Source organism: Dinoroseobacter sp. S375 (genome assembly GCF_049800775.1).
Lineage (GTDB): Bacteria > Pseudomonadota > Alphaproteobacteria > Rhodobacterales > Rhodobacteraceae > Dinoroseobacter.
Genome location: NZ_JBNAFR010000002.1, coordinates 39952 through 59349, shown reverse-complemented (window position 1 = coordinate 59349; position 19398 = coordinate 39952). Strand labels below are relative to the sequence as shown.

At 66.4% G+C, this 19398-nt stretch carries 20 protein-coding genes; 9 read left to right on the top strand and 11 right to left on the bottom strand.

Going from position 1 to position 19398, the window contains the following annotated elements; genetic code table 11:
• Positions 1 to 80: 80 nt before the first annotated feature.
• Together ACP150_RS05145 and ACP150_RS05140 are read left to right on the top strand one after the other, a co-directional pair.
• Positions 81 to 2171, top strand: coding sequence for a 4Fe-4S binding protein (locus ACP150_RS05145; protein ID WP_424965479.1), 2091 nt, complete (start codon positions 81 to 83; stop codon positions 2169 to 2171).
• A complete protein-coding gene (locus tag ACP150_RS05140; protein ID WP_424965478.1) occupies positions 2168 to 3079 on the top strand; it encodes an FAD:protein FMN transferase in 912 nt (303 codons plus the stop codon). The genes ACP150_RS05145 and ACP150_RS05140 overlap by 4 nt, the downstream gene beginning before the upstream one ends.
• Before the next feature lie 21 nt (positions 3080 to 3100).
• On the opposite strand, the gene ACP150_RS05135 is transcribed toward ACP150_RS05140, so the two are convergent.
• A complete protein-coding gene (locus ACP150_RS05135) occupies positions 3101 to 3328 on the bottom strand; it encodes a DUF1150 family protein (RefSeq protein WP_424965477.1) in 228 nt (75 codons plus the stop codon).
• Positions 3325 to 3768 carry an Hsp20 family protein gene (locus ACP150_RS05130; RefSeq protein WP_424965476.1) on the bottom strand — a complete coding sequence of 148 codons (444 nt, stop codon included), beginning with the start codon at positions 3766 to 3768 and terminating at the stop codon, positions 3325 to 3327. The genes ACP150_RS05135 and ACP150_RS05130 overlap by 4 nt, the downstream gene beginning before the upstream one ends.
• Positions 3769 to 3947: 179 nt before the next feature.
• Here ACP150_RS05130 and ACP150_RS05125 point away from each other — a divergent pair, with 179 nt between their 5' ends.
• The 3 genes from ACP150_RS05125 (at position 3948) to ACP150_RS05115 (ending at position 5799) form a co-directional block, all read left to right on the top strand.
• Positions 3948 to 4166: a YdcH family protein gene (locus ACP150_RS05125; protein ID WP_424965475.1), complete on the top strand. Its 219-nt coding sequence runs from the start codon at positions 3948 to 3950 to the stop codon at positions 4164 to 4166.
• A gap of 81 nt (positions 4167 to 4247) precedes the next feature.
• A complete protein-coding gene (gene purE / locus ACP150_RS05120; protein ID WP_424965474.1) occupies positions 4248 to 4733 on the top strand; it encodes a 5-(carboxyamino)imidazole ribonucleotide mutase in 486 nt (161 codons plus the stop codon).
• Positions 4726 to 5799 carry a 5-(carboxyamino)imidazole ribonucleotide synthase gene (locus ACP150_RS05115; protein ID WP_424965473.1) on the top strand — a complete coding sequence of 358 codons (1074 nt, stop codon included), beginning with the start codon at positions 4726 to 4728 and terminating at the stop codon, positions 5797 to 5799. Before purE ends, ACP150_RS05115 begins: the two co-directional genes overlap by 8 nt.
• 270 nt (positions 5800 to 6069) lie before the next feature.
• Here ACP150_RS05115 and ACP150_RS05110 read toward each other — a convergent pair whose 3' ends face one another.
• Together ACP150_RS05110 and ACP150_RS05105 are read right to left on the bottom strand one after the other, a co-directional pair.
• Complete coding sequence (locus ACP150_RS05110; protein WP_424965472.1) at positions 6070 to 6441, bottom strand: HIT domain-containing protein; 372 nt, start codon at positions 6439 to 6441, stop codon at positions 6070 to 6072.
• An 8-nt stretch (positions 6442 to 6449) separates the two neighbouring features.
• Complete coding sequence (locus ACP150_RS05105; RefSeq protein WP_424965471.1) at positions 6450 to 8027, bottom strand: DUF5928 domain-containing protein; 1578 nt, start codon at positions 8025 to 8027, stop codon at positions 6450 to 6452.
• A gap of 115 nt (positions 8028 to 8142) precedes the next feature.
• Between ACP150_RS05105 and ACP150_RS05100 the strand changes: the two genes are divergently transcribed.
• The gene (locus ACP150_RS05100) at positions 8143 to 8958 is read left to right on the top strand and encodes a sulfotransferase family protein (protein ID WP_424965470.1); all 816 of its coding nucleotides are present in this window, start codon (positions 8143 to 8145) and stop codon (positions 8956 to 8958) included.
• A gap of 78 nt (positions 8959 to 9036) precedes the next feature.
• Here ACP150_RS05100 and ggt read toward each other — a convergent pair whose 3' ends face one another.
• Together ggt and hemF are read right to left on the bottom strand one after the other, a co-directional pair.
• Complete coding sequence (gene ggt / locus ACP150_RS05095) at positions 9037 to 10827, bottom strand: gamma-glutamyltransferase (RefSeq protein ID WP_424965469.1); 1791 nt, start codon at positions 10825 to 10827, stop codon at positions 9037 to 9039.
• A 178-nt stretch (positions 10828 to 11005) separates the two neighbouring features.
• Positions 11006 to 11899: an oxygen-dependent coproporphyrinogen oxidase gene (hemF, locus tag ACP150_RS05090; RefSeq protein ID WP_424965468.1), complete on the bottom strand. Its 894-nt coding sequence runs from the start codon at positions 11897 to 11899 to the stop codon at positions 11006 to 11008.
• A gap of 59 nt (positions 11900 to 11958) precedes the next feature.
• Here hemF and ACP150_RS05085 point away from each other — a divergent pair, with 59 nt between their 5' ends.
• The gene (locus ACP150_RS05085) at positions 11959 to 12339 is read left to right on the top strand and encodes a hypothetical protein (protein ID WP_424965467.1); all 381 of its coding nucleotides are present in this window, start codon (positions 11959 to 11961) and stop codon (positions 12337 to 12339) included.
• Here ACP150_RS05085 and ACP150_RS05080 read toward each other — a convergent pair.
• The 3 genes from ACP150_RS05080 to clpS are packed head-to-tail and all read right to left on the bottom strand — an operon-like array spanning position 12320 to position 14499.
• Positions 12320 to 13129: an SDR family NAD(P)-dependent oxidoreductase gene (locus ACP150_RS05080; protein WP_424965466.1), complete on the bottom strand. Its 810-nt coding sequence runs from the start codon at positions 13127 to 13129 to the stop codon at positions 12320 to 12322. The two genes, ACP150_RS05085 and ACP150_RS05080, sit on opposite strands and share 20 nt — an antisense overlap.
• 29 nt (positions 13130 to 13158) lie before the next feature.
• Positions 13159 to 14160: a methyltransferase gene (locus ACP150_RS05075; protein WP_424965465.1), complete on the bottom strand. Its 1002-nt coding sequence runs from the start codon at positions 14158 to 14160 to the stop codon at positions 13159 to 13161.
• 18 nt (positions 14161 to 14178) lie between these two features.
• Positions 14179 to 14499 carry an ATP-dependent Clp protease adapter ClpS gene (clpS, locus tag ACP150_RS05070; protein ID WP_424966018.1) on the bottom strand — a complete coding sequence of 107 codons (321 nt, stop codon included), beginning with the start codon at positions 14497 to 14499 and terminating at the stop codon, positions 14179 to 14181.
• Between the two features lie 158 nt (positions 14500 to 14657).
• Between clpS and ACP150_RS05065 the strand changes: the two genes are divergently transcribed.
• Positions 14658 to 15359: an HAD family hydrolase gene (locus ACP150_RS05065; protein WP_424965464.1), complete on the top strand. Its 702-nt coding sequence runs from the start codon at positions 14658 to 14660 to the stop codon at positions 15357 to 15359.
• Between the two features lie 179 nt (positions 15360 to 15538).
• Positions 15539 to 17047, top strand: a complete 1509-nt coding sequence (locus ACP150_RS05060) for a D-alanyl-D-alanine carboxypeptidase family protein (protein ID WP_424965463.1) — start codon at positions 15539 to 15541, stop codon at positions 17045 to 17047.
• Here ACP150_RS05060 and ccoS read toward each other — a convergent pair.
• Positions 17044 to 17202, bottom strand: coding sequence for a cbb3-type cytochrome oxidase assembly protein CcoS (gene ccoS, locus ACP150_RS05055; protein WP_424965462.1), 159 nt, complete (start codon positions 17200 to 17202; stop codon positions 17044 to 17046). The genes ACP150_RS05060 and ccoS overlap by 4 nt on opposite strands.
• Before the next feature lie 3 nt (positions 17203 to 17205).
• Positions 17206 to 19398 carry a heavy metal translocating P-type ATPase gene (locus ACP150_RS05050; protein ID WP_424965461.1) on the bottom strand — a complete coding sequence of 731 codons (2193 nt, stop codon included), beginning with the start codon at positions 19396 to 19398 and terminating at the stop codon, positions 17206 to 17208.

Below are 19398 nucleotides of genomic sequence, written 5' to 3'. Positions count from 1 at the left end.
TCTTCACCCTCCCGTGAGGGCCCGCGTTTTGCGACCTTGGTCCAATTCGCGGCATCGGAGCCCGCGCCTAGTGTCCGGGGATGCGCGCCCTCATCCTCCGCATCCTGCTGCTGTGCCTTCTGGTGATCAGCGCCCCCGCGCGGGCCGAGCCCCTGGATAGGGATGCCATGGCCGCGCGCATCCTGCCGCCCTTCACCCTGGGCGAGCCCCTGAACGACAAGGGGGTCTGGTCGCTTCTGAATGCCGGGGGCGCGCTGGCGGGCTATGCCTTCGAGACCGAGCCCATGGCCCCCCTGCCCGGCTTTTCCGGCAGCGCGATCAACCTGCTGGTGCTCCTCGATCTGGAGGGGCGGTTCGAGCATGTGCTGCTGGTGTCCCATAACGAGCCGATCTTCGTCTCGGGGCTGGGCGAGGCGGCGTTCCACAAGTTTTTCGAGCAGTATCGCGGGCATTCGATCTCCGACAGCCTCGTGGTCGGCACGCCCTATGGCGGCGGCGGCGCGGGGGGCGGGCTTGTCTATCTCGACGGGGTGACCAAAGCCACGGCCAGCGTGCGGATCGCGCACGAGTCGATCCTCGCCGCCACGCTGCAGGTCGCCCGCGAGAAGATGCAGGGCGTGGCCACGGGCCCGCCCGCCTATCCCGACCCCGACCATCAGGAGGATCTGGATTTCGCAAGCCTGCAGGCAGAGGGGCTGATCCGCCGCACGACCGTCAACAACGCCGACGTTCAGGCGCAGTTCGCAGGCTCCCTCTGGGAAGACGACGATCCAGAGGCGCTGGAGGACCCCGACGCGCCCTATCTCGACCTCTGGATCGCGGATCTCGGCCCGCCCGCGGTGGCGCGCGCGCTGCTGTCGGAGGATGGCTTCGCCGAGCTGCAGGATTTCCTCGAAATCTCGGGCTCGGATGAGCCGATCCTCGTGATCGAGACCGCGCGGCACGGGCTGGTTTCACCCGATTTCGTGCGCAACACCTCCCCGGCCTGGCTGTCGATCACCCAGGACGGGCTGCCGGTGGCCCTGCGCGACAGCGACATCTTCGTCGAGCTGCATCCGGACCTGCCCGAGGCACTGCAGGACGGGGTCGCGATGGTGCTGCGGACCGACCGGCGGTTGGGCTTTGATCCGACGCGGGACTGGACCCTCGGGGTCGAGGCGGTGCGCAGCCACGGGATGCTCCAGCCCCAGATCGGCAGCGTCACCCTGACCACGACCTATGCCTCGGACCCGCGCTTCTTCCTGCGCCCCGAGATCACGACCCCGCTCGCCCCTTGGCAGGAGGCCTTGCTGAACCGGCAGACCGACCTGATCCTGCTGGCGGTCTTCCTGACCGGGCTCGTGGCCCTTTTGGCGGCGCGGATGAACTGGCTCGCAGGACTGGCAGAGTTCACGCCGGTGCGGCTCGGGATCCTCGCGGTGGTGACGGGGTTCATCGGCTGGTGGGGGCAAGGGCAGCTGTCGATCGTGACAGTGCTCGCAACCCTGCGCACCGCGTGGGAGGGGGCGAGCTTCGCCTATCTGCTCTATGATCCGTTCTCGTTGATGATCTGGGCGGTCGCGATCCTCGGCTTTGTCGCCTGGGGGCGCGGGCTCTTTTGCGGCTGGCTCTGCCCCTTTGGGGCGTTGCAGGAATTCGCCCACCATCTGGGCCGTCTGCTGCGCCTGCCACAGATCGAGCCCTCGGCGGCTTGGGACAAACGGCTCAAGAGCGTGAAATACATCCTGCTGGCCGGGTTGGTCGCGACCGTCTTCATCGCGCCCGCACAAATCGACACCGTGGCCGAGATCGAGCCCTTCAAGACCGCGATCACCGTCTTCTTTATCCGCGAGTGGTACTATGTGGCCTATGCCGCGCTCTGGCTCGTGCTGGGGATGGTGCTGTTCAAGGGATTCTGCCGCTATGTCTGCCCGCTGGGGGCGGTCATGGCCATTGGCGGGCTGATCCGCGGGCGGGACTGGATCGCGCGGCGCGAGGCCTGCGGCTCGCCCTGCCAGCTGTGCAAGGTGAAATGCAAATACGGCGCGATCGAGCCCTCGGGCAAGGTCGCCTATTCCGAGTGCTTCCAGTGCCTCGACTGCGTGACCATCCATGACAGCCCGAGCCAATGCGTGCCCCTGATCCTGGCCGCCCGCCGCGAGGAGCGCAGTTACGGAGTGGCCGCGAAATGACCCTGAGCCGTCGCCGTTTCCTGACCATTTCCGCCGGGGCGCTGGGGCTTGGGGCCTTTGGGGCCGCGGGCGCGCGGGCCGGGGCGGGCTTCACCCATTGGGAGGGGCAGGCCCTTGGCGCGGCCTGCAAGATCACCCTGCGCGCGCCGCCGCAGAGGGCGCAGCCTGCGCTGGATGCGGCGCTGGCTGATCTGCGCGCGGTCGAGCGGCTCTTCAACCTCTATGATCCGGGCTCGGCGCTCTCGCGGCTCAATGCGGCGGGGCATCTGGCCCGACCCGATCCGCGCTTCACCGAGCTCGTGGATCTCGCGGATCAGATGCATGATGCGACCGAGGGACGGTTCGATCCGAGCATCCAGCCGCTCTGGTCTGCGCTGGCCCGGGGCGGAGATGCCCGTGCAGCCCGGGCGCGCGTCGGCTGGGACCGGGTGCGCTGGCAAGACGGGGCGCTGCGGCTGGCCCCGGGTCAGGCGCTGAGCTTTAACGGGATTGCTCAGGGCTATGCCACGGATCTCGTCTCGGACACGCTGAGCGCCCATGGTTTCGGCGACCTTCTGGTCAATATCGGGGAGTTTCGCGGCACGGGAGGTCCGTGGCGGATCGGGTTGCAGGACCCGGATCAGGGTCTGCTGGGAACGCGGGTGCTGCGCAGCGGCGCCATCGCGACCTCAAGCCCGCGCGCCCTGCATCTGGCGCGGGGTGCGACCCATATCCTCGACCCGCTTGGCGCCACGGGGCCGCAATGGTCCACCGTCTCGGTGGAGGCCGGGACCGCGGCAGTGGCCGATGCGCTCTCGACCGCGCTGTGTCTGGCCGATCGTAAGGCCGCCTCGCGCATCAAGGCGCGTGTCTCGGGGGTGGAGCGGATCACCCTCGTGGATTTCGAGGGTGATCTCGTGACGCTCTAGGCGCGGAGGCGTCAGCCCCGGTCAGTGGACATGGACCGGCGACATCTCGTTCTGGCGGGCCAGCACGAAGGCCGTATCCCGGTCGGTCACCAGCGCGAGGCGCTCGCCCGTATCGGAATGGACGGCAAACAGCTCGGAGGCATCCTCGAGCTGGGCCTGCACATCCGCCGGAAGCTCGGCCATATCCACGGGGCGGACATAGACGATGGGCTGGCCATTCTGGGTCACGTCGTCGAAATCATGGGTCATTCGCTGCGGTCCTTCTTGTGGCTGGTTTTGGCGGGCGTGATCTGGATCGTCTGGACCACGGAATCGGGCACGTCGCGCTTGAGATCCACATGGAGCAGGCCGTTTTCCATGGTCGCGCCATTCACATCCACCCCATCGGCGAGCACGAAGCTGCGCTGGAACTGCCGCGTGGCGATCCCGCGATGGAGAAAGATCCGGCCTTCGCCGTCATCGCGCTGGCGCCCGCGGATCACGAGCTGGCGGTCCTCGACCGTGATGGAAAGGTCCTCTTCCTCGAACCCGGCCAGCGCAAGGGTGATGCGATAGCGGTTCTCGGAGGATTGTTCGATATTATAGGGCGGGTAGCCGTCATTGCCGGATTTGGCCGTCCGTTCCACGAGCCGCTCGAGCTGATCAAAGCCGAGCAGGAACGGGTGGGCACCCAGGGTCATCTTCGTCATCGTGCTGTCCTTCGAAAAGCGACGTTCCGCGCGCGGCCCCTTCTGGCGACCGGCACTTGATAGAAATATGGGTGGCGCGGGGCCGTGCGACAAGTGTTCGGGGCCTGCCTGCGGCCAAAGGCCTTTCACGATTGGGGGAATCCCTTTACACCGGGGCCAAGTGAGTTGGAGTGACGGGTATGCATGGCACCGGCGAAATGAGCCGTGAAGAGGTGCTCAAGGTCGAGCTGGAAGTGTTGCGCTGCGAGCACCGCGACCTCGACGAGGCGATCCAGGCCCTGGCCGAGCGCCCGGCGCCCGATCAGCTGACCCTCAAGCGTCTCAAGAAGAAGAAACTGGCCCTGAAGGACCAGATCACCCGGATCGAAGACCAGCTCACCCCGGATATCATTGCATAAGGCCCCAAGCGGCCCCGGCGGCGCGTTGCCAAGCCCCGGCGCTTGGCTATAGTGCCGCTTCCCCAAGAGATGGAGAGGGATATGAGCGTGAGCGTTGGGATCATCATGGGCAGCCAGTCCGACTGGGCGACCATGCGCGCGGCGGCCACGCTGCTGGACGAGCTGGGCGTGGCCTATGAAACGCGGATCGTGAGCGCCCATCGCACGCCGGACCGGCTCTGGGACTACGGCAAGACCGCCGCCGGGCGCGGGTTGAAGGCGATCATTGCCGGTGCGGGCGGCGCGGCCCATCTGCCGGGCATGATGGCCTCCAAGACCCGGGTGCCGGTGATCGGCGTGCCGGTGCAGACACGGGCATTGTCCGGCGTCGACAGCCTTTATTCCATCGTCCAAATGCCCAAGGGTTTTCCCGTGGGCACCATGGCCATCGGCGAGGCGGGCGCGGCCAATGCCGCCCTGATGGCTGCGGCGATCCTCGCCAATGAGGATGCCGAGCTTGCCGCGCGGCTGGATGCATGGCGCGACGCCCTGTCGGCCTCGATCCCGGAGGTGCCGGTCGATGAGTGATCCCCTTCCCCCCGGTGCGGTGATCGGCATTCTCGGCGGTGGGCAGCTCGGGCGCATGCTCTCGATGGCTGCGGCCCGGCTGGGCTTTCGCTGTCACATCTTCGAGCCCGGCGCCAATCCCCCCGCCGGTCAGGTGGCCGAAAAGGTCGTGACCGCGCCCTATGAGGATCTCGACGCCCTGCGCGCCTTCGCCGAGGGCGTGGATGTGATCACTTATGAGTTCGAGAACATCCCCACCGAGGCGCTTGATGCGCTGGAGGCCCTGCGCCCGATCCATCCCGGCCGCATGGCCCTGGCCAAAAGCCAGGACCGGCTGGTCGAGAAGGCGTTCCTGCAGGGGCTGGGCCTGACCACTGCGCCTTTTGCGCCCGTGGACGATGCCGAGAGCCTGCGCGCCGCACTGGCCGAGATCGGTGCGCCCGCGATCCTCAAGACCCGGCGGCTGGGCTATGACGGCAAGGGCCAGGCCCGGATCCAGAGCCCCGAGGAGGCCGAGGCCGCGCTAGAGGCCATGGCCGGCGCGCCCGCGATCCTCGAAGGTTTCGTGAATTTCTCCCATGAGGTGTCGGTGATCGCTGCCCGGGGGCAGGACGGGGCCGTGGCCTGCTATGACCCGGGCGAGAACGTCCATCGCGACGGGATCCTCGCCACGACCACCGTGCCCGCGCGCCTGCGCCAGAGCCAGCGGATGGATGCGGTGATCCTTGCGGGTCAGATCCTGAACGCGCTGGACTATGTGGGCGTGATGGGCGTCGAGCTGTTCGTGACGCCGGGCGGGCTGGTGGTCAACGAGATCGCACCGCGGGTCCACAACTCCGGCCACTGGACCCAGACCGGCTGTGTCGTGGATCAGTTCGAACAGCATATCCGCGCTGTGGCCGGCTGGCCTCTCGGGGACGGGCAGCGGCACGCGGATGTGGTGATGGAGAACCTGATCGGCGACGACATGGACAAGGTGCCCGCGCTGGCCGCCGAGCGCGATACCGCGCTCCATCTCTATGGCAAGGCCGAGACCCGCGCAGGCCGCAAGATGGGTCATGCGAACCGGTTGATCCGGCCCGAATAGCCACTGAAAGGGCGTGTTTCGGCAGGCTGCGCCCCATCGCAGGGCGCGCCTGTGATGGGATGGCCCGCGCATCCCCGGTCGGACCGGCCGCTCCGGCATCACGCGTCTCAAGCCGCGCAGAGCGCACGGTTGTTGCACGGCGTTCCTCGGGCGAATCCGCGTCACGCGGTTCAGTTCAGGCGGCGCAACCCTTCGCATCGGTCCCAAGCGGGCGGACTGAACCGCCGCCCGGGACGCTGTTTCGGCGGACCGAGCATTCGCGTTGCACGTTTACTTCGGCGGATTGAGCATCCGTCCGAGGGGTCGACCGGCCAGAATATGAATGTGCAAATGGGGGACTTCCTGCACGCCGATCTCCTTGGCGTTGGAGATCAGACGGAACCCCTCGTCGCCCACGCCCAGCATCTCGCAGACCTTCGCGATGGTCCGCGTATAGTCGAGGATCTCGGCATCAGAGGCCTCGGCCGCGAAATGGTCATAGGTGACGTAAGGCCCCTTGGGGATCACCAGCACATGGACCGGCGCCTGCGGATAGATGTCGTGGAAGGCCAGCGTGTGCTCGGTCTCCAGCACGGTCTTGTTGGGCAGATCCCCGCGCAGGATTTTCGCAAAGATGTTCTCGGGGTCGTAGGTATGGGCCATGCCACTCCTCAATCGCTAAATAGGTGGTCGGACCGGGCGAGCGCCTCGGCCTGAGCCTCTGGAATGCCGAAGAACCCGGCGAGGGCCACGGCATTGCCATCGGCGGAATTCTGTTCGCTGATATAATAGACATCGCCGAAGCCCGCATCCCGTATCTGCTCGCGTTCCAGCGCGATCTCGGCGCGGATCGTCGGGACGGCCTGGTCCAGCACGCTCTGGGGCGAGTGATCTGCGGCAAGCCCGATGCGCTTGGCGTGGCCCACGAGATATCCGTCCGAGAAGTCGCAATCGATCACCAGAAGCCGCGTGGTGGCCCGGTCGGCAAAGAAATCCCGCATCAGATCCAGCGCGCTGGGATCGATACAGAGCGCCAGCCGGTCCGTCTCGAAACAGCTGTAGAGCAGGCGCACCACCGAGCGGCGGTGCCGGTTGCGCTTGTCGAGCGTCTTGTCGAGACCGCCCAGATCCGGGAGCGCGCAGTCTTCTTCGTGAAAGGCGAAGGCCACCCCCTGCAGGTCCAGATCCTGCTGCGCCCGGGTCAGAAGCCGCTTGGCCACATGCCATTTCTTGCAGGCAATCAACAGCAGCTCGCGTTCGGGGCCCAGACTGCTCGCCGCCTCCCAGAAGCGCGGGGCGTAGCGGTGGCCGATCCGCCCTTGCCCCGTGAGGAACCCGTGCAGGCGCTGCCCCTCGTTGGAGATCGCGAATGCGCGACCGGTCTCGGACCAGAGCGCGCCGAGCCGGTCCTTGAGCTCCTGCGCCTCGGCGGAGATCTTGCGCGCAAAAAGCGCCTCCTGCCCCAGAAGCAGGTCGTGGTGGTCGTTATAAAACGTCACCGGCATGCCGTAATCCGAGAACATCAGGAAGGTCGGCGTGCGGCTCTCGATCTGCGGGTCCGGCACCAGGTGCCGGGTCAGGGTCTGGAAGAAGGTCTCATCCGGGATCCAGGTGGTCGCGAAGAACCGGAGCACCTCGGGCCGCGCCGCGCAGAAGGCGAGGATCGCCTCGATCGTGCTGCGGCGCAGGCACCACCATTGGGAGCCGATCTGCATGGTCAGATCCGCTGGCACCGGACGGCGCAGACGCAGGGCCCGCTGCAACGCGAGAGCGCCATAGAAGAGCCTGGGCTGGGTGCGCTCGTTGAACCAGTGGCGATAGCGCAGCCGGTCCTCTTTCATGCCCGTGCGGATCCAACCAGAATTGAAGAAATCGACCGCCTCGATGTAATCGCAATCGCGCCGGTCGAGGAAATCATGGGCGTATTCCGCCGATTTGATCGGCATGCAATCGCCCGAGACCATGTAGAAATGGCTCGCATCGGGCCAGGCGGCCTCGGCCACGCGCACCGCCTCGAGCGTGGCGGCGACCAGCGACCATTCCCCCCAGCCGCATTTCAGACGACGTTCGGCAAACCGCACCTGCGGATTGTCCTGCAGGGCGGTCCGGATCGCGGCGAAATCCTCGGCCCTTGCCCGCGCATCGAAATGCACGGCAACATAGTCCCCCTCGGAGGTCAGACGCCGTGCCTGGGCAATGATCGCGTCAGGGTCCTTGTGGCACAGAAGGATAAAGGCAATTCTTGCCAAGCCGTGCAGCCTCGTGTCAGCTTCGGGTCCGCACCCATAGACCGCGAAGAGTCTTTACAAATCAATGATACATTCATGATTTTGACGCATCCTCGCGCAAACGGACGGAGGAAAGATGGGATTTCCCGGGACCTGGATGACCGAAAGCGGCTCCATGATCTATCGCGTGGTGCCGAAATGCGCTTGCTCGACCATCGGGCAGATCATGTTCTATTCGGACAATGGCGCCTTCTTTGACGGCGACATCCATGACAGCAAGGACCGGCTGCACAAATGGGGCCAGGAGGCGAGCCGCCCGGCGATCGAGGCCGGGATCCGCGACCATGGCGGGCTGGTCTTCACCTGCGTGCGCAACCCCTATACCCGCATCCTGTCGGCGTTTTTCGACAAGATCGCCGGGATCCAGCGCAATGGGAACCGCTATCGGGGCAAGCTCGTCCCGATGCTGACTCAGCGCTACGGCGTGGATGTGGAAGGCGATTTCGACCAGATCGCGAGCTTCCGCCGCTTCCTGCTCTTTGCCCGGGACACGATCCGCTACCGCCGCCCCATGGATCCCGATATCCACTGGTCGGCCATGTCGGGCCATGTCTCGACGCTGGTCGCCAATGGCGGGCACTATGACCGGGTGTTTTTCACCGAGCGGTTTCAGGACGGGATGCAGGACGTGCTGGCGCAGGTCTCGACGCCCCATCCGGTGGATCTGGACACGATCCCGCGGTTCAACGAATCCGAGGGGCACGGCCCCAAGCGGCTCCACCCGGTGGAGGCGTATTTCGACGATTTGTCGATGCACCTGATGTACGAGATGTACAAACAGGATTTCGAGCTCTTCCATTACGAGTTCGAGAACCCGGCCAACAAGATGCCCCTGCACGAGGTCGATCTGGACGAGGTGCATGCCAAGCTCGGACCGCGCGCGGTGGCCTGAGCGCCTCCGGGCATGACACGGACACGAAAAAGGCCGCCCCGGATCCGGCGCGGCCTTCGCTGTTTCTGGCTCGGTGCCTCAGTCGCCCAGGGCGATGCCCTCGCGGCGCGGATCGGCCGCGCCAAGCAGCCCGTCTCCGATGGTGATCACATGCAGGCCCGAGGTCAGGCCACGCGCGTTCATCTTGAAACCCATCCCCTCAAGCGCGGGCAACAGATCCTCGGCGCTGGTCCCGGCCTCCACATCATAGGTGCCGAACCGGTTGACCAGATGCGGCAGGGCGACGGCCTGCTGCGGATCGAGCCCCCAGTCGAGCTGCGCGATGATCGTCTTGGCCACGTAACCGATGATCCGGCTGCCCCCGGGGGAGCCGATCACCATGCTCGGCGCGCCATCTTTCATCACGATGGTCGGCGACATCGACGAGCGTGGGCGCTTGCCCGGCTCCAGCCGGTTCGCGATAGGCACGCCCTCGCGATGGGTGCGGAAAGAGAAATCCGTCAGCTCATTGTTGAGCAGGAAGCCCCGCACCATGAGCCGCGAGCCGAAGCCGTTCTCGATGGTGGTCGTCATCGACAGCGCGTTGCCATACTGATCGACGATCGAGATGTGGGAGGTCGAGGGCAGCTCGATGCTCTCATCATCCGCCCAGAGCAGCGCATGATCGAATTCCGGGCTGCCGGGGCTGACGCTCTCGAGCGCGGCATCCGTGTCCAGCAGGGCCGCGCGCTCGGCCAGATAGGCGGGTGCCACCAGCCCTTGGGTCGGGACGGGGACATAATCGCTATCGGCCATGTAGCGGCCACGATCCGAGAAGGCGAGGCGCGAGGCATCGCCGATCAGCCGCCAGGCTTCGGGGTTCTCGGCCCCGAGCGCCGACAGGTCATAGCTGTCGAGCATCCCGAGGATCTGCCCCACGGTCAGCGCCCCGCTGGAGGGCGGGCCCATCCCGCAGACCTCATGGGCGCGGTAGGTGGCGCAAACGGCAGGGCGCTCCTTGACCGTGTAGAGGTCGAGATCGGTCATCGAGAGCACACCGGGATTGCCCGGCGCGGTGCGAACCGTGGCCACGATATCCTCGGCAATCTCGCCGCCATAGAAGGCACCGACCCCCAGGGCCGCGATCTTCCGCAGCGTGTCCGCATAGGCCGGGTTGACCAGCCGGTCCCCTTCGGCAAGCGGGGTGCCGCCGGGCAGGAAGTAATCCCGCGTGGCCGCAAAGCGCGAGAGCCGCTCGGCATCCCCGGCAACGAGCGTGGCGAGGCGCGGCGAGACCGGAAAGCCCCCATCGGCCAGCGCAATCGCCTCGGCAAAGAGCCCCGCCCAATCCTGCGTGCCCCACTGGGCATGGGCCTCGGCCATGAGCGCGGGCGTTCCCGGCGTACCGACCGAGAGGCCGCCCACCACAGCATCAAAGAATTTCAGGGGCTCGCCCGCCTCGTCCTGAAAGAGCGTCGGCGTGGCCGAAAGCGGGGCGGTTTCGCGCCCGTCCAGGGTGGTCAGCTCGCCACTCTCTGCATCATACCAGACCAGGAAAGCGCCGCCGCCCAGCCCTGAGGATTGCGGTTCGACCAGCCCCAGCACCGCCTGCACGGCGACCATGGCATCGGCGGCCGTGCCGCCCTCGCCGAGTACCCGCGCCCCGGCCTCGACCGCATGGGGGTTGGCCGCGGCAACCATCCAGGTCTGGGCGGCCACCGGCGCACCTTCGGTCTTGGTGGCAAGCGCCGCGCGGGCGGCGTCGGACAGGCCCGAGAACGGGCCCGCCGCGCTGGCCGCTTCGGGCGCGACACTGTCGGCGGCCTCCTGCGCGAAAGCGCCCCCACCGGTCAGGGCGATCAGGGTCGCAAGCGTGATGTATCTGGTCATGATGTCCTCCCACTACCTGCCGCATGGTAGCGACTTTCCACGGACTGGAAACAGGGGACTGCGCCGGAGCAGCGCTTGAGCGGCAAGAAGCTGTTAACCAAAAATTTGCCTCTGGCCCTTAGGCCAAAGACATGGAGATCGCGTCGCTATGGTTGTGAACGAATGCCCGGGCCCCGGCTCAGGGCCATTTCGCCTCGGGCGGCAGGCTCATGAGGACCGCAGTCGCGTCATGGCCGGTCTCGAGCCCGAATTTCGTCCCGCGATCATAGACCAGGTTATACTCGGCATAGAGACCGCGATGGACAAGCTGCGCCTCTTTGTCGGCATCGGTCCAGGGCAGGTTCCGATTGCGTTCCGTCACCGGCAGGAAGGCCGGCAGGAAGGCGCGCCCGACATCCTGGGTGAAGGCGAAATCGGCCTCCCAGTCGCCGGTATTCCGATCATCGTAGAAGATCCCGCCGACACCCCGCGCGCGCCCGCGATGGGGGACGAAGAAATACTCATCCGCCCATTCCTTGTACCTGGGATAGAGCGCGGCATCATGCTTGTCGCAATAGGTCTTCAGCACGTTGTGAAACTCTGCCGTGTCCGCCTCTTTCTCGATACAGGGGTTGAGGTCCGAGCCGCCACCGAACCACCAGGTTTGCGGGGTCCAGAACATGCGGGTGTTCATGTGCACTGCCGGGCTGTGGGGGTTGCGCATATGGGCCACGAGGCTGATGCCCGAGGCCCAGAAACGCGGATCGGTATCCATGCCGGGCACGCCCTTGCGCGCGGCCATGGCGGCCTGGGCGCGCGGGGCGAGCTCGCCATACACCGTGGAGATATTGACCCCGACCTTCTCGAACACACGCCCACCGCGCATCACGCTCATCAGACCGCCGCCGGCATCGGACCCGTCCTCGGAGGCGCGGCTGGTCTCGCGCACATCGAAGCGCCCGGCGGGCAGATCCGCGAAAGGTCCGTCGGTCTGCGTGTCCTCAAGCCCTTCGAATGCGGCGACAATCTCGTCGCGCAGAGTGCGGAACCAGGACGAGGCACGGGCCTTGCGCTCGGTGAAGTCTTCGGTCATTTGGGTCTCCTTCGTCTGACCTTCTGGCTAGCAGTTTTGCCCGCGACTGTCAGGACCCAATGACAGTTCGTGTGTCTCTTTTCCTGCTCGCAGCCCTGTCGGCCTGCGCCATTCCGGACGAGGATGTGTGCTTTACCGTCGCGACGCGCGAGCTGGTCACGGTCTATTCGCTTATCGCGGAAGCAGAGGATTCGGCGCTGCGGGGGTATCGGCTCGAGGAGGACACATGGGTCGATATCGATGTGAGCGATTGCTACGCGACCCTGTCCCCGCGCACCATCTGTACCAACCAGTTCGAGACGCGGCGGGATCGCCCCGTGGCGGTGGACGAAGATCAGCAGCGCAAGATCGCCGCGGATCTGCGCAAGCGCCTCCCCGGCCTCAAGGAGCGGGCACGGCGCGACTACAATACCTGCATGATCAGTGCGCGGGCTCAGTGACCGGGTCGAGCAGGGTGCGCCCCCCATCGATGGTGATGATCTGACCGGTCACGAAGCCTGACCCGGCCGAGGCGAGATACTGCACCGCGTCGGCCACTTCCGAGGATTTCGCGATCCGCGACATGGGCGTGCAGTCGAGGATCTCGCCCCGCAGGGCCTTGTTGTCCTTGAGCACGTCCTTGAGGCTGGCGCTCATAACGCTGCCGAAGGCCACCGCATTCACCCGGATCCGATGCTCGGCCAGAGCCACGGCCATGGATCGGGTCATCTGGTCCAGCGCGGCCGAGGCGACCGAATAGCCCAGAAGCTGCGCATGGGTCTGGCGTGCGGCGATGGAGGACAGGTTGACGATGGCCCCTGCCGGAACCTCGTCATCGCCATCGGCCTCGACCTGCTTGATCATCCGCTTCGCCACGAGCTGACTGAGCCGCAATGCGGTCATCAGGTTCTGCTCCAGCATGGGGGCGACATTGTCTTCATCCGGGTCGAGCGGGTCCGACACCATCATCTGACGGCTGGCATTCACAAGGATATCCACCCGGTCGAAGGCGTCGATCGTGGCCGAGAGCAGGTTCGCCTGGGTCAGCCGCTCGCGCAGATCGCCCGCGTAGTACCGCGCCGCGCCATCCTGCTCGCTGGCCTTGCCGACCTCGTCCTCGAGCCGCGCCTCGTCACGATCGGCGAACATCACATTCGCCCCGTGGTCCACGAATTGGCGCGCAATGGCGAGGCCAACCCCGTTGGCCGCCCCGGTGACGATGGCGGTTTTTCCGGAAATAGAGAAGGACATACGTCGTCTCCGATATCATGAAAGGGGGATCAGCTGCGGCGCGCGGCGCCCGATTGGCGCGGTTTGCGCGCATGCACGATTTTGTAGCCTTGCGCCTCGGTTACGGTCTCTGCCTCGGCAAAGCACTCTGCGAGCGTGTGCTCATAGGGCAAATGACGGTTTGCCACAAGGGCGAGCACCCCGCCGGGCTTGAGCAGCCGTGCCGCCGTACGCAGGAACATCTGGCCCAGAGCCGGGTCCGCCTTGCGCGACGTGTGGAAGGGCGGGTTGCACAGGATCGCGTCATAGCGCTTGCCCGGGGCGAAGACCGCGGCGTCCTCCCACAGAAAGCGCGCGCGCGGATCGTCGATATTGCGGCGGGCCGCCTCGAGCGCGTCATACTCGGCCTCCACCAGATCGACGCCCGTCACCTCCGGGCGCTGCAGGGCCGTCTTGGCGAGATACCCCCACCCGGCCCCGAGATCGAGCAGGTCGCCCCGGATGCCAGCGGGCAGGTGATCGGTCAGCAGCGCCGAGCCCGCATCCACCGCCCCGGCAGAAAATCCCGACAAGGCGGTCTCCCAGCCCTCGGGCGCAGTGGGGGATGGCAAGAGCCCGTCCAGCGCGGAAACCGGGTCCGGCACATGCCCCCAGAGGATCTTGCCATGGGCCTTCGCGTCGCTGTCCAGATCCGGCAGCAGCGGTTTGGCCGCCTTGATCAGACTGTCGATCCCGTCGGTTTTCTGACCATCGATCACGATCAGCCCGCCCGGGCCGGTGCGCGTGATCGCCTCGGCCAGCAGGGCCTTGGCGTGGTCCTTGGCCCGTGGGACCCAGAGATAGGCCGCCGCAAAGGCGCCCTCTGCATTGGGCTGCACCTCATACCCCGCGCGGTCCCATGCGGTGAATTCCGGGCGGAACCCATGAACCACCTGCGTGCGATCTGGCGGCAAGCCATCGGTTCCGACAGGCGGGCGCAGGGCAAGGATTCGGCCCTCGGGCCAGTCGAAATAGGCGCGATCCAGCGCGAGCGAGAGACGTTGAACGGGCATAGGCAACGCGGAGCCGCGTTATTCCTTTTCCATGGTGCATTGCAGCGGGTGCTGGTGCCGCCGCGCAAAATCCATGACCTGGGCGACCTTGGTTTCGGCGATCTCGTAGGAAAAGACGCCGACCACGGCGAGGCCTTTCTTGTGCACGGTCAGCATCAGCTCGACCGCCTGACCATGGGTCATGCCGAAAAACCGCTCGAGCACATGCACCACGAACTCCATCGGCGTGTAGTCGTCATTCAAGATCATGACCTTGTAGAGCGGAGGTTTCTCCGTCTTGGTCCGTGTCTTGGTGATGACGCTCGTGTCATCCTTCGGCGTGCCGGGATCATCGGACATGGCTATCGGGGTGTATCCTGTCATTCGCAACCGCTCTGGTCATGCGCGTTCCCGTGGCAATATAAGCCCTGTGACCGGTCTGAAAAGAGCAAGGCGCCGGGAATGGCGGACAAAAGGGTCGCGCCGGGGACGCTCCGGTCCGGTTGAAGGCAGGCAAAATGACGAAATTAACCACGATTGCGTTCGATGCGGATGACACGCTTTGGCAGAACGAACAGTTCTTTCGTCTCACACAGGATCGATTCGCAGACCTTCTGGCGGAGTATGTAGAGCGCGATCACCTTCATGATCGCCTCTTGGAGGCAGAGCGCCGCAATCTGGGCCATTACGGATTCGGGATCAGAGGGTTTGTTCTGTCGATGATCGAGACCGCGCTGGATGTCACGGACCGGCGGGTGCCGGGGGCTGTGATTTCCGAATTGCTGGAGGCCGGGCAGGAGATGCTGCGCCATCCGATCCACCTGATGCCCGAGGCGGCCGAAACCATCGCCGCCCTGTCGGGCCAGTACCGGCTGGTGGTGATCACCAAGGGGGATCTGCTGGATCAGGAGCGCAAACTGGCGCAATCGGGGCTCGGCGAGCTCTTTGATGCGGTCGAGATCGTCTCGGACAAGACCCCCGACACCTATACCCGCGCCTTTGCCGCCGACCCCCATGGACCCGCCGGAGCGATGATGGTCGGCAACTCGCTGAAGTCCGATGTGATCCCGGCGATTGCGGCGGGGGCCTACGGGGTGCATGTCCCCCATGACCTGACATGGGAGCTGGAGCACGCCGCCCCGCCGGTTGAGTCTCACCGCTTCCACGAGGTACCCGATCTGGGCGCGCTGCTGCCCCTGATCGACCGGCTGATCGCCTAGGCGCTATGGGGCGCGGCTCGGACAGACCCAAGATATGGGATTCCGACCGCTAAAATCTTCCAGAAAATTAACCTAAAAATCGTTCCTCGCACGGGCCTTACGTGCTATCCTTCAAGCATACAAAAACGCGGTGCATCCAACGAGGCGCACCCAGAGGCAGCAATTAGGATCGAGCAGACATGGCACGCCATAGCCTAGAAGGATTCCGTTTAATCGCGGTCGTTCTCCTGTGCCTAGCAGCACATTTGGGCGCCAAACCCGCATCCGCCGCGCCCTATGCGGCGATGGTGATGGACGCCCGCACCGGGGAGGTTCTGCATTCGCGCAACGCGGATACGCGCCTGCACCCGGCCTCCCTGACAAAGATGATGACGCTCTATATCGCGTTCGAGGCCGTGCGCCTCGGCGAGATCGGGCTGGACACCAAGGTCCGCGTCTCGAAAAAGGCCGCCGCCGAAGTGCCCTCGAAAATCGGCCTGCGCGCGGGCCAGAAGATCGCGTTGCGCTACCTGATCCGGGCCTCGGCGGTGAAATCCGCCAATGATGCGGCCACGGCGATCGGCGAGGCGATTTCGGGATCCGAGGCGGCCTTTGCCCGGCGCATGAACCGCACGGCCAAAGCGCTCGGCATGAGCCGGACGACCTTCAAGAATGCCCATGGCCTGACCGAGGACGGGCATCTGTCCACCGCGCGGGACATGACCATTCTGGGGCGGCACCTCTTTTATGACTACCCCGAATACTACAACCTGTTCTCGCGCCGCTCGACCAACACGACCATGGGCACGGTGAACAACACCAACCGGCGGCTGCTGAACGCCTATCGCGGCGCCGACGGGATCAAGACCGGCTACACGCGGGCGGCGGGGTTCAACCTCGTGGCCAGCGCCGAGCGCGGACAGGAGCGGATCATCGCGACCGTGTTTGGCGGGCGCTCCACGGCGACGCGGAATGCGCGGGTGGCCGAGCTGCTCGATATGGGCTTCCAGCGCGCGCCGACCCATGCCTCCGTGCGCAAGCCCGCCCTGCCCCGCTATGACACGGCGGTGGCCTCGGTCAAACGTAGCAGCACCCAGCTCGCCAAGAGCCCGCGCCCAGCGGCCCGCCCGCTGCGCGGGGCAACGCCGGATCAGAGCGGCGAAGCCTTGATCGCCATGCTCACGCCGTCGGTGAAAGAGGCGGTCGCGGGCACCACGGCCAGCTTGGCTGCGGTGGAAAGCGATACCGCCGAAGCCGCCGCAGAGGCCGCGCCCGAGCCGGTGACCACGGCCATTGCCTCTCTCGTGCCGCAGCAGCTGGGCTTTGCCAGCGTGCCCAAGGCGCAAGGGGCCGCGGCCGCTGCGATGCCCGCCTTGGCCAAGCCCCTGCCCATCCCCGAGCCGCGCCGCTTTGCGGATGTGGGCCCGGAAACGGAGCCGGAGGTGGTGACCCGCGTCTCGACCTCGGGCGGGCGGCAATGGGGGATCCATATCGGCTCTTACACGACCCGCTATCAGGCCGAGCGCGTCCTTCTGAAGATCGCGCTGAAAGAGACCGGCACGCTGGATCAGGCACTGCGCAAGGTGTCCCAGCGGGGCGGCAAGTTCGACGCGAATTTCGTTGGCCTGACCGAAGAGACGGCTGCCATGGCCTGCCGCCGCCTGTCGGCGCAGAACGTGCCCTGCGACCCGGTCAGCCCGACCTCCTAGGATTTCGGCTTGTCGTCGAACTCGTCGGACAGAATGCGATTGGCGTCCCCCTCGGGGTCGTCAAACTGCCGCGCCTTGACCATCCAGAAGAACCCGGCGAGGCCCAGCCCCCCAAGGGTCAGTGAGATCGGGATGAGGTAGCTCAGGATCTCCATGGCTCAGCGGACCCGAAGCGCGTTGAGGCTGACCGAGATCGACGAGAGCGACATGGCCAGCGCCGCGGCCAGCGGCGTCGCAAGACCCGCGATGGCGAGCGGGACCGCGATCACGTTATAGACTGTCGAAATCGAGAAGTTCTGCCGAATGAGCCGCGTGGACTTGCGCGCAGTCTCGAAGGCATCGCCCAGCGGGGCGAGATCCTTGCCCAGCAGCACCACATCCGAGGCCACGCGCGCCGCATCCAGCGCACTGGCCGGCGAGATCGAGACATGGGCCGCCGTCAGCGCCGCCGTGTCATTGAGCCCGTCGCCCACCATGAGCACCCGGTGCCCGGCCTCCGACAGGGCCGCGATATCGGCCGCCTTGTCTTCGGGGCGGCAGCTGGCCTGCCAGTCGTCGATGCCAAGCTCCGCCGCGATCCGCGCCACGGGGGCGGCGGCATCCCCGGACAGGAGCTTGATCGCCAGACCGCGCGCCCGCAAAGCCTCCACCGCCTCAGCGGCTCCGGGGCGCAAGGCATCGGCGAATTCGAAGGCCACCGGATCCGCCTGACCGACACGCAGCCATGTGGCGGTCACGTCCCGCGCCTGTGCGCCGACCCAGTCGGCGCGCCCGAGGCGGACATGCTGGCCCTGCCACCGGGCCTCGATCCCGTGGCCGGGCACCTCGCGCAGTTCCTCCAACCCGGGCGCGTCCGCGCTTGGCGCGTGAGCGGCGAGCGCCTGGGCCAGGGGATGGGCCGAGCCCCGCGCGAGGCTTGCCGCCAGCGCCATGGTCTCTGCAGGGATCGCATCGGCATTTTGCAGCACCGGCTGGCCCAGGGTCAGGGTTCCGGTCTTGTCGAACACCACCGTATCGACCTCGGCCAACCGCTCGAGCGCCGTACCGCTCTTGATCAAAAGCCCGCGCCGGAAAAGCCGCCCGGACGCAGCGGTCACAACCGCAGGCACCGCAAGACCCAGCGCGCAGGGACAGGTGATGATCAGAACCGCACTGGCGATGTTCAGCGACAGACGCAGATCCGAGGAATAGAGCAGCCAGCCCAACCCGGTCAGCGCCGCGAGGATATGCACGCCCGGCGCATAGAGCGCTGCGGCCTTGTCGGCGAGCGAGGTGTAGCGCGAGCGCGCGTTCTCGGCCACCGCGACCAGTTCGGCCATCCGGTGGAGCGAGCTGTCTTCGCCCGCCGCCGTCACCCGCAGGGTCAGCACACCGGTCAGGTTCATTTCCCCCGCCGAGACCACCGTGTCAGGACGGGCCTGCACCGGCAGGGTCTCTCCGGTCAAAAGCGAGCGGTCGAGCTCGGAGACACCCTCGGCAATCACGCCATCCGTGGGGATGCGCGCCCCGGGCGTCACCCGGATCAGGTCCCCGACGGCAAGCTCGGCAATCGCCGTCTGCACCTCGGTGCCGCCCACAAGCTTCGTGGCGCGGGGCACTTCGAGGGCGGCAAGCTCTTGCGCGGCAGAGCGCGCCGAGGCACGGGTGCGAAAGTCGAGATACCGCCCCGCCAACAGGAAGAAGGTCAGCGACACGGCGGCATCGAAATAGGCGTGATCGCCGGAATGGGCGGTCTCATAAAGGGACATCCCCACCGCCAGCAGGATCGCCAGCGAAATCGGCACGTCCATGTTCAGCCGCCCGCCGCGCAGCGCCGCCCAGGCGCTGGCAAAGAAGGGCTGGCCGCAGAACCCCACCGCCGGGATCGCAATCGCCGCCGAGATCCAGTGGAACATGTCCCGCGTCGCGGCCTCGGCCCCGGACCACACCGCCACGGAGAGCAGCATGATGTTCATCATGGCAAACCCCGCCACGGCGAGCCGCATCAGAAGCTCGCGCGCCGGGCGGTCGGCCTCTGCATTGCCGAGCTGGCCAGGATCAAGCTCATAGGCCTCGAACCCCGCCTGGGTCAGACGCGCGGTCAGAGCCTCGGCAGAGGTCACCCCCTCCTCGATCTCGACCTGGGCACGTTTCAGGGTCAGGTTGACCCGCGCCGCGCGCACGCCCGGGGTCTCATGGAGCAAGCGCTCCACCCCGGTGATGCAAGCGGCGCAATGGATCTTGGGCAGGCTGAGCACAACCCCGCCCCGCACGTCCCGGCTGCCGAGGCTTTCGGCCAGCGGGGCGGCAGCGCAGGCCGGGCAGGCAGAGGCGCCCCCGGGGCTCAGGCTATCTGCGCTCAGATCCGACAT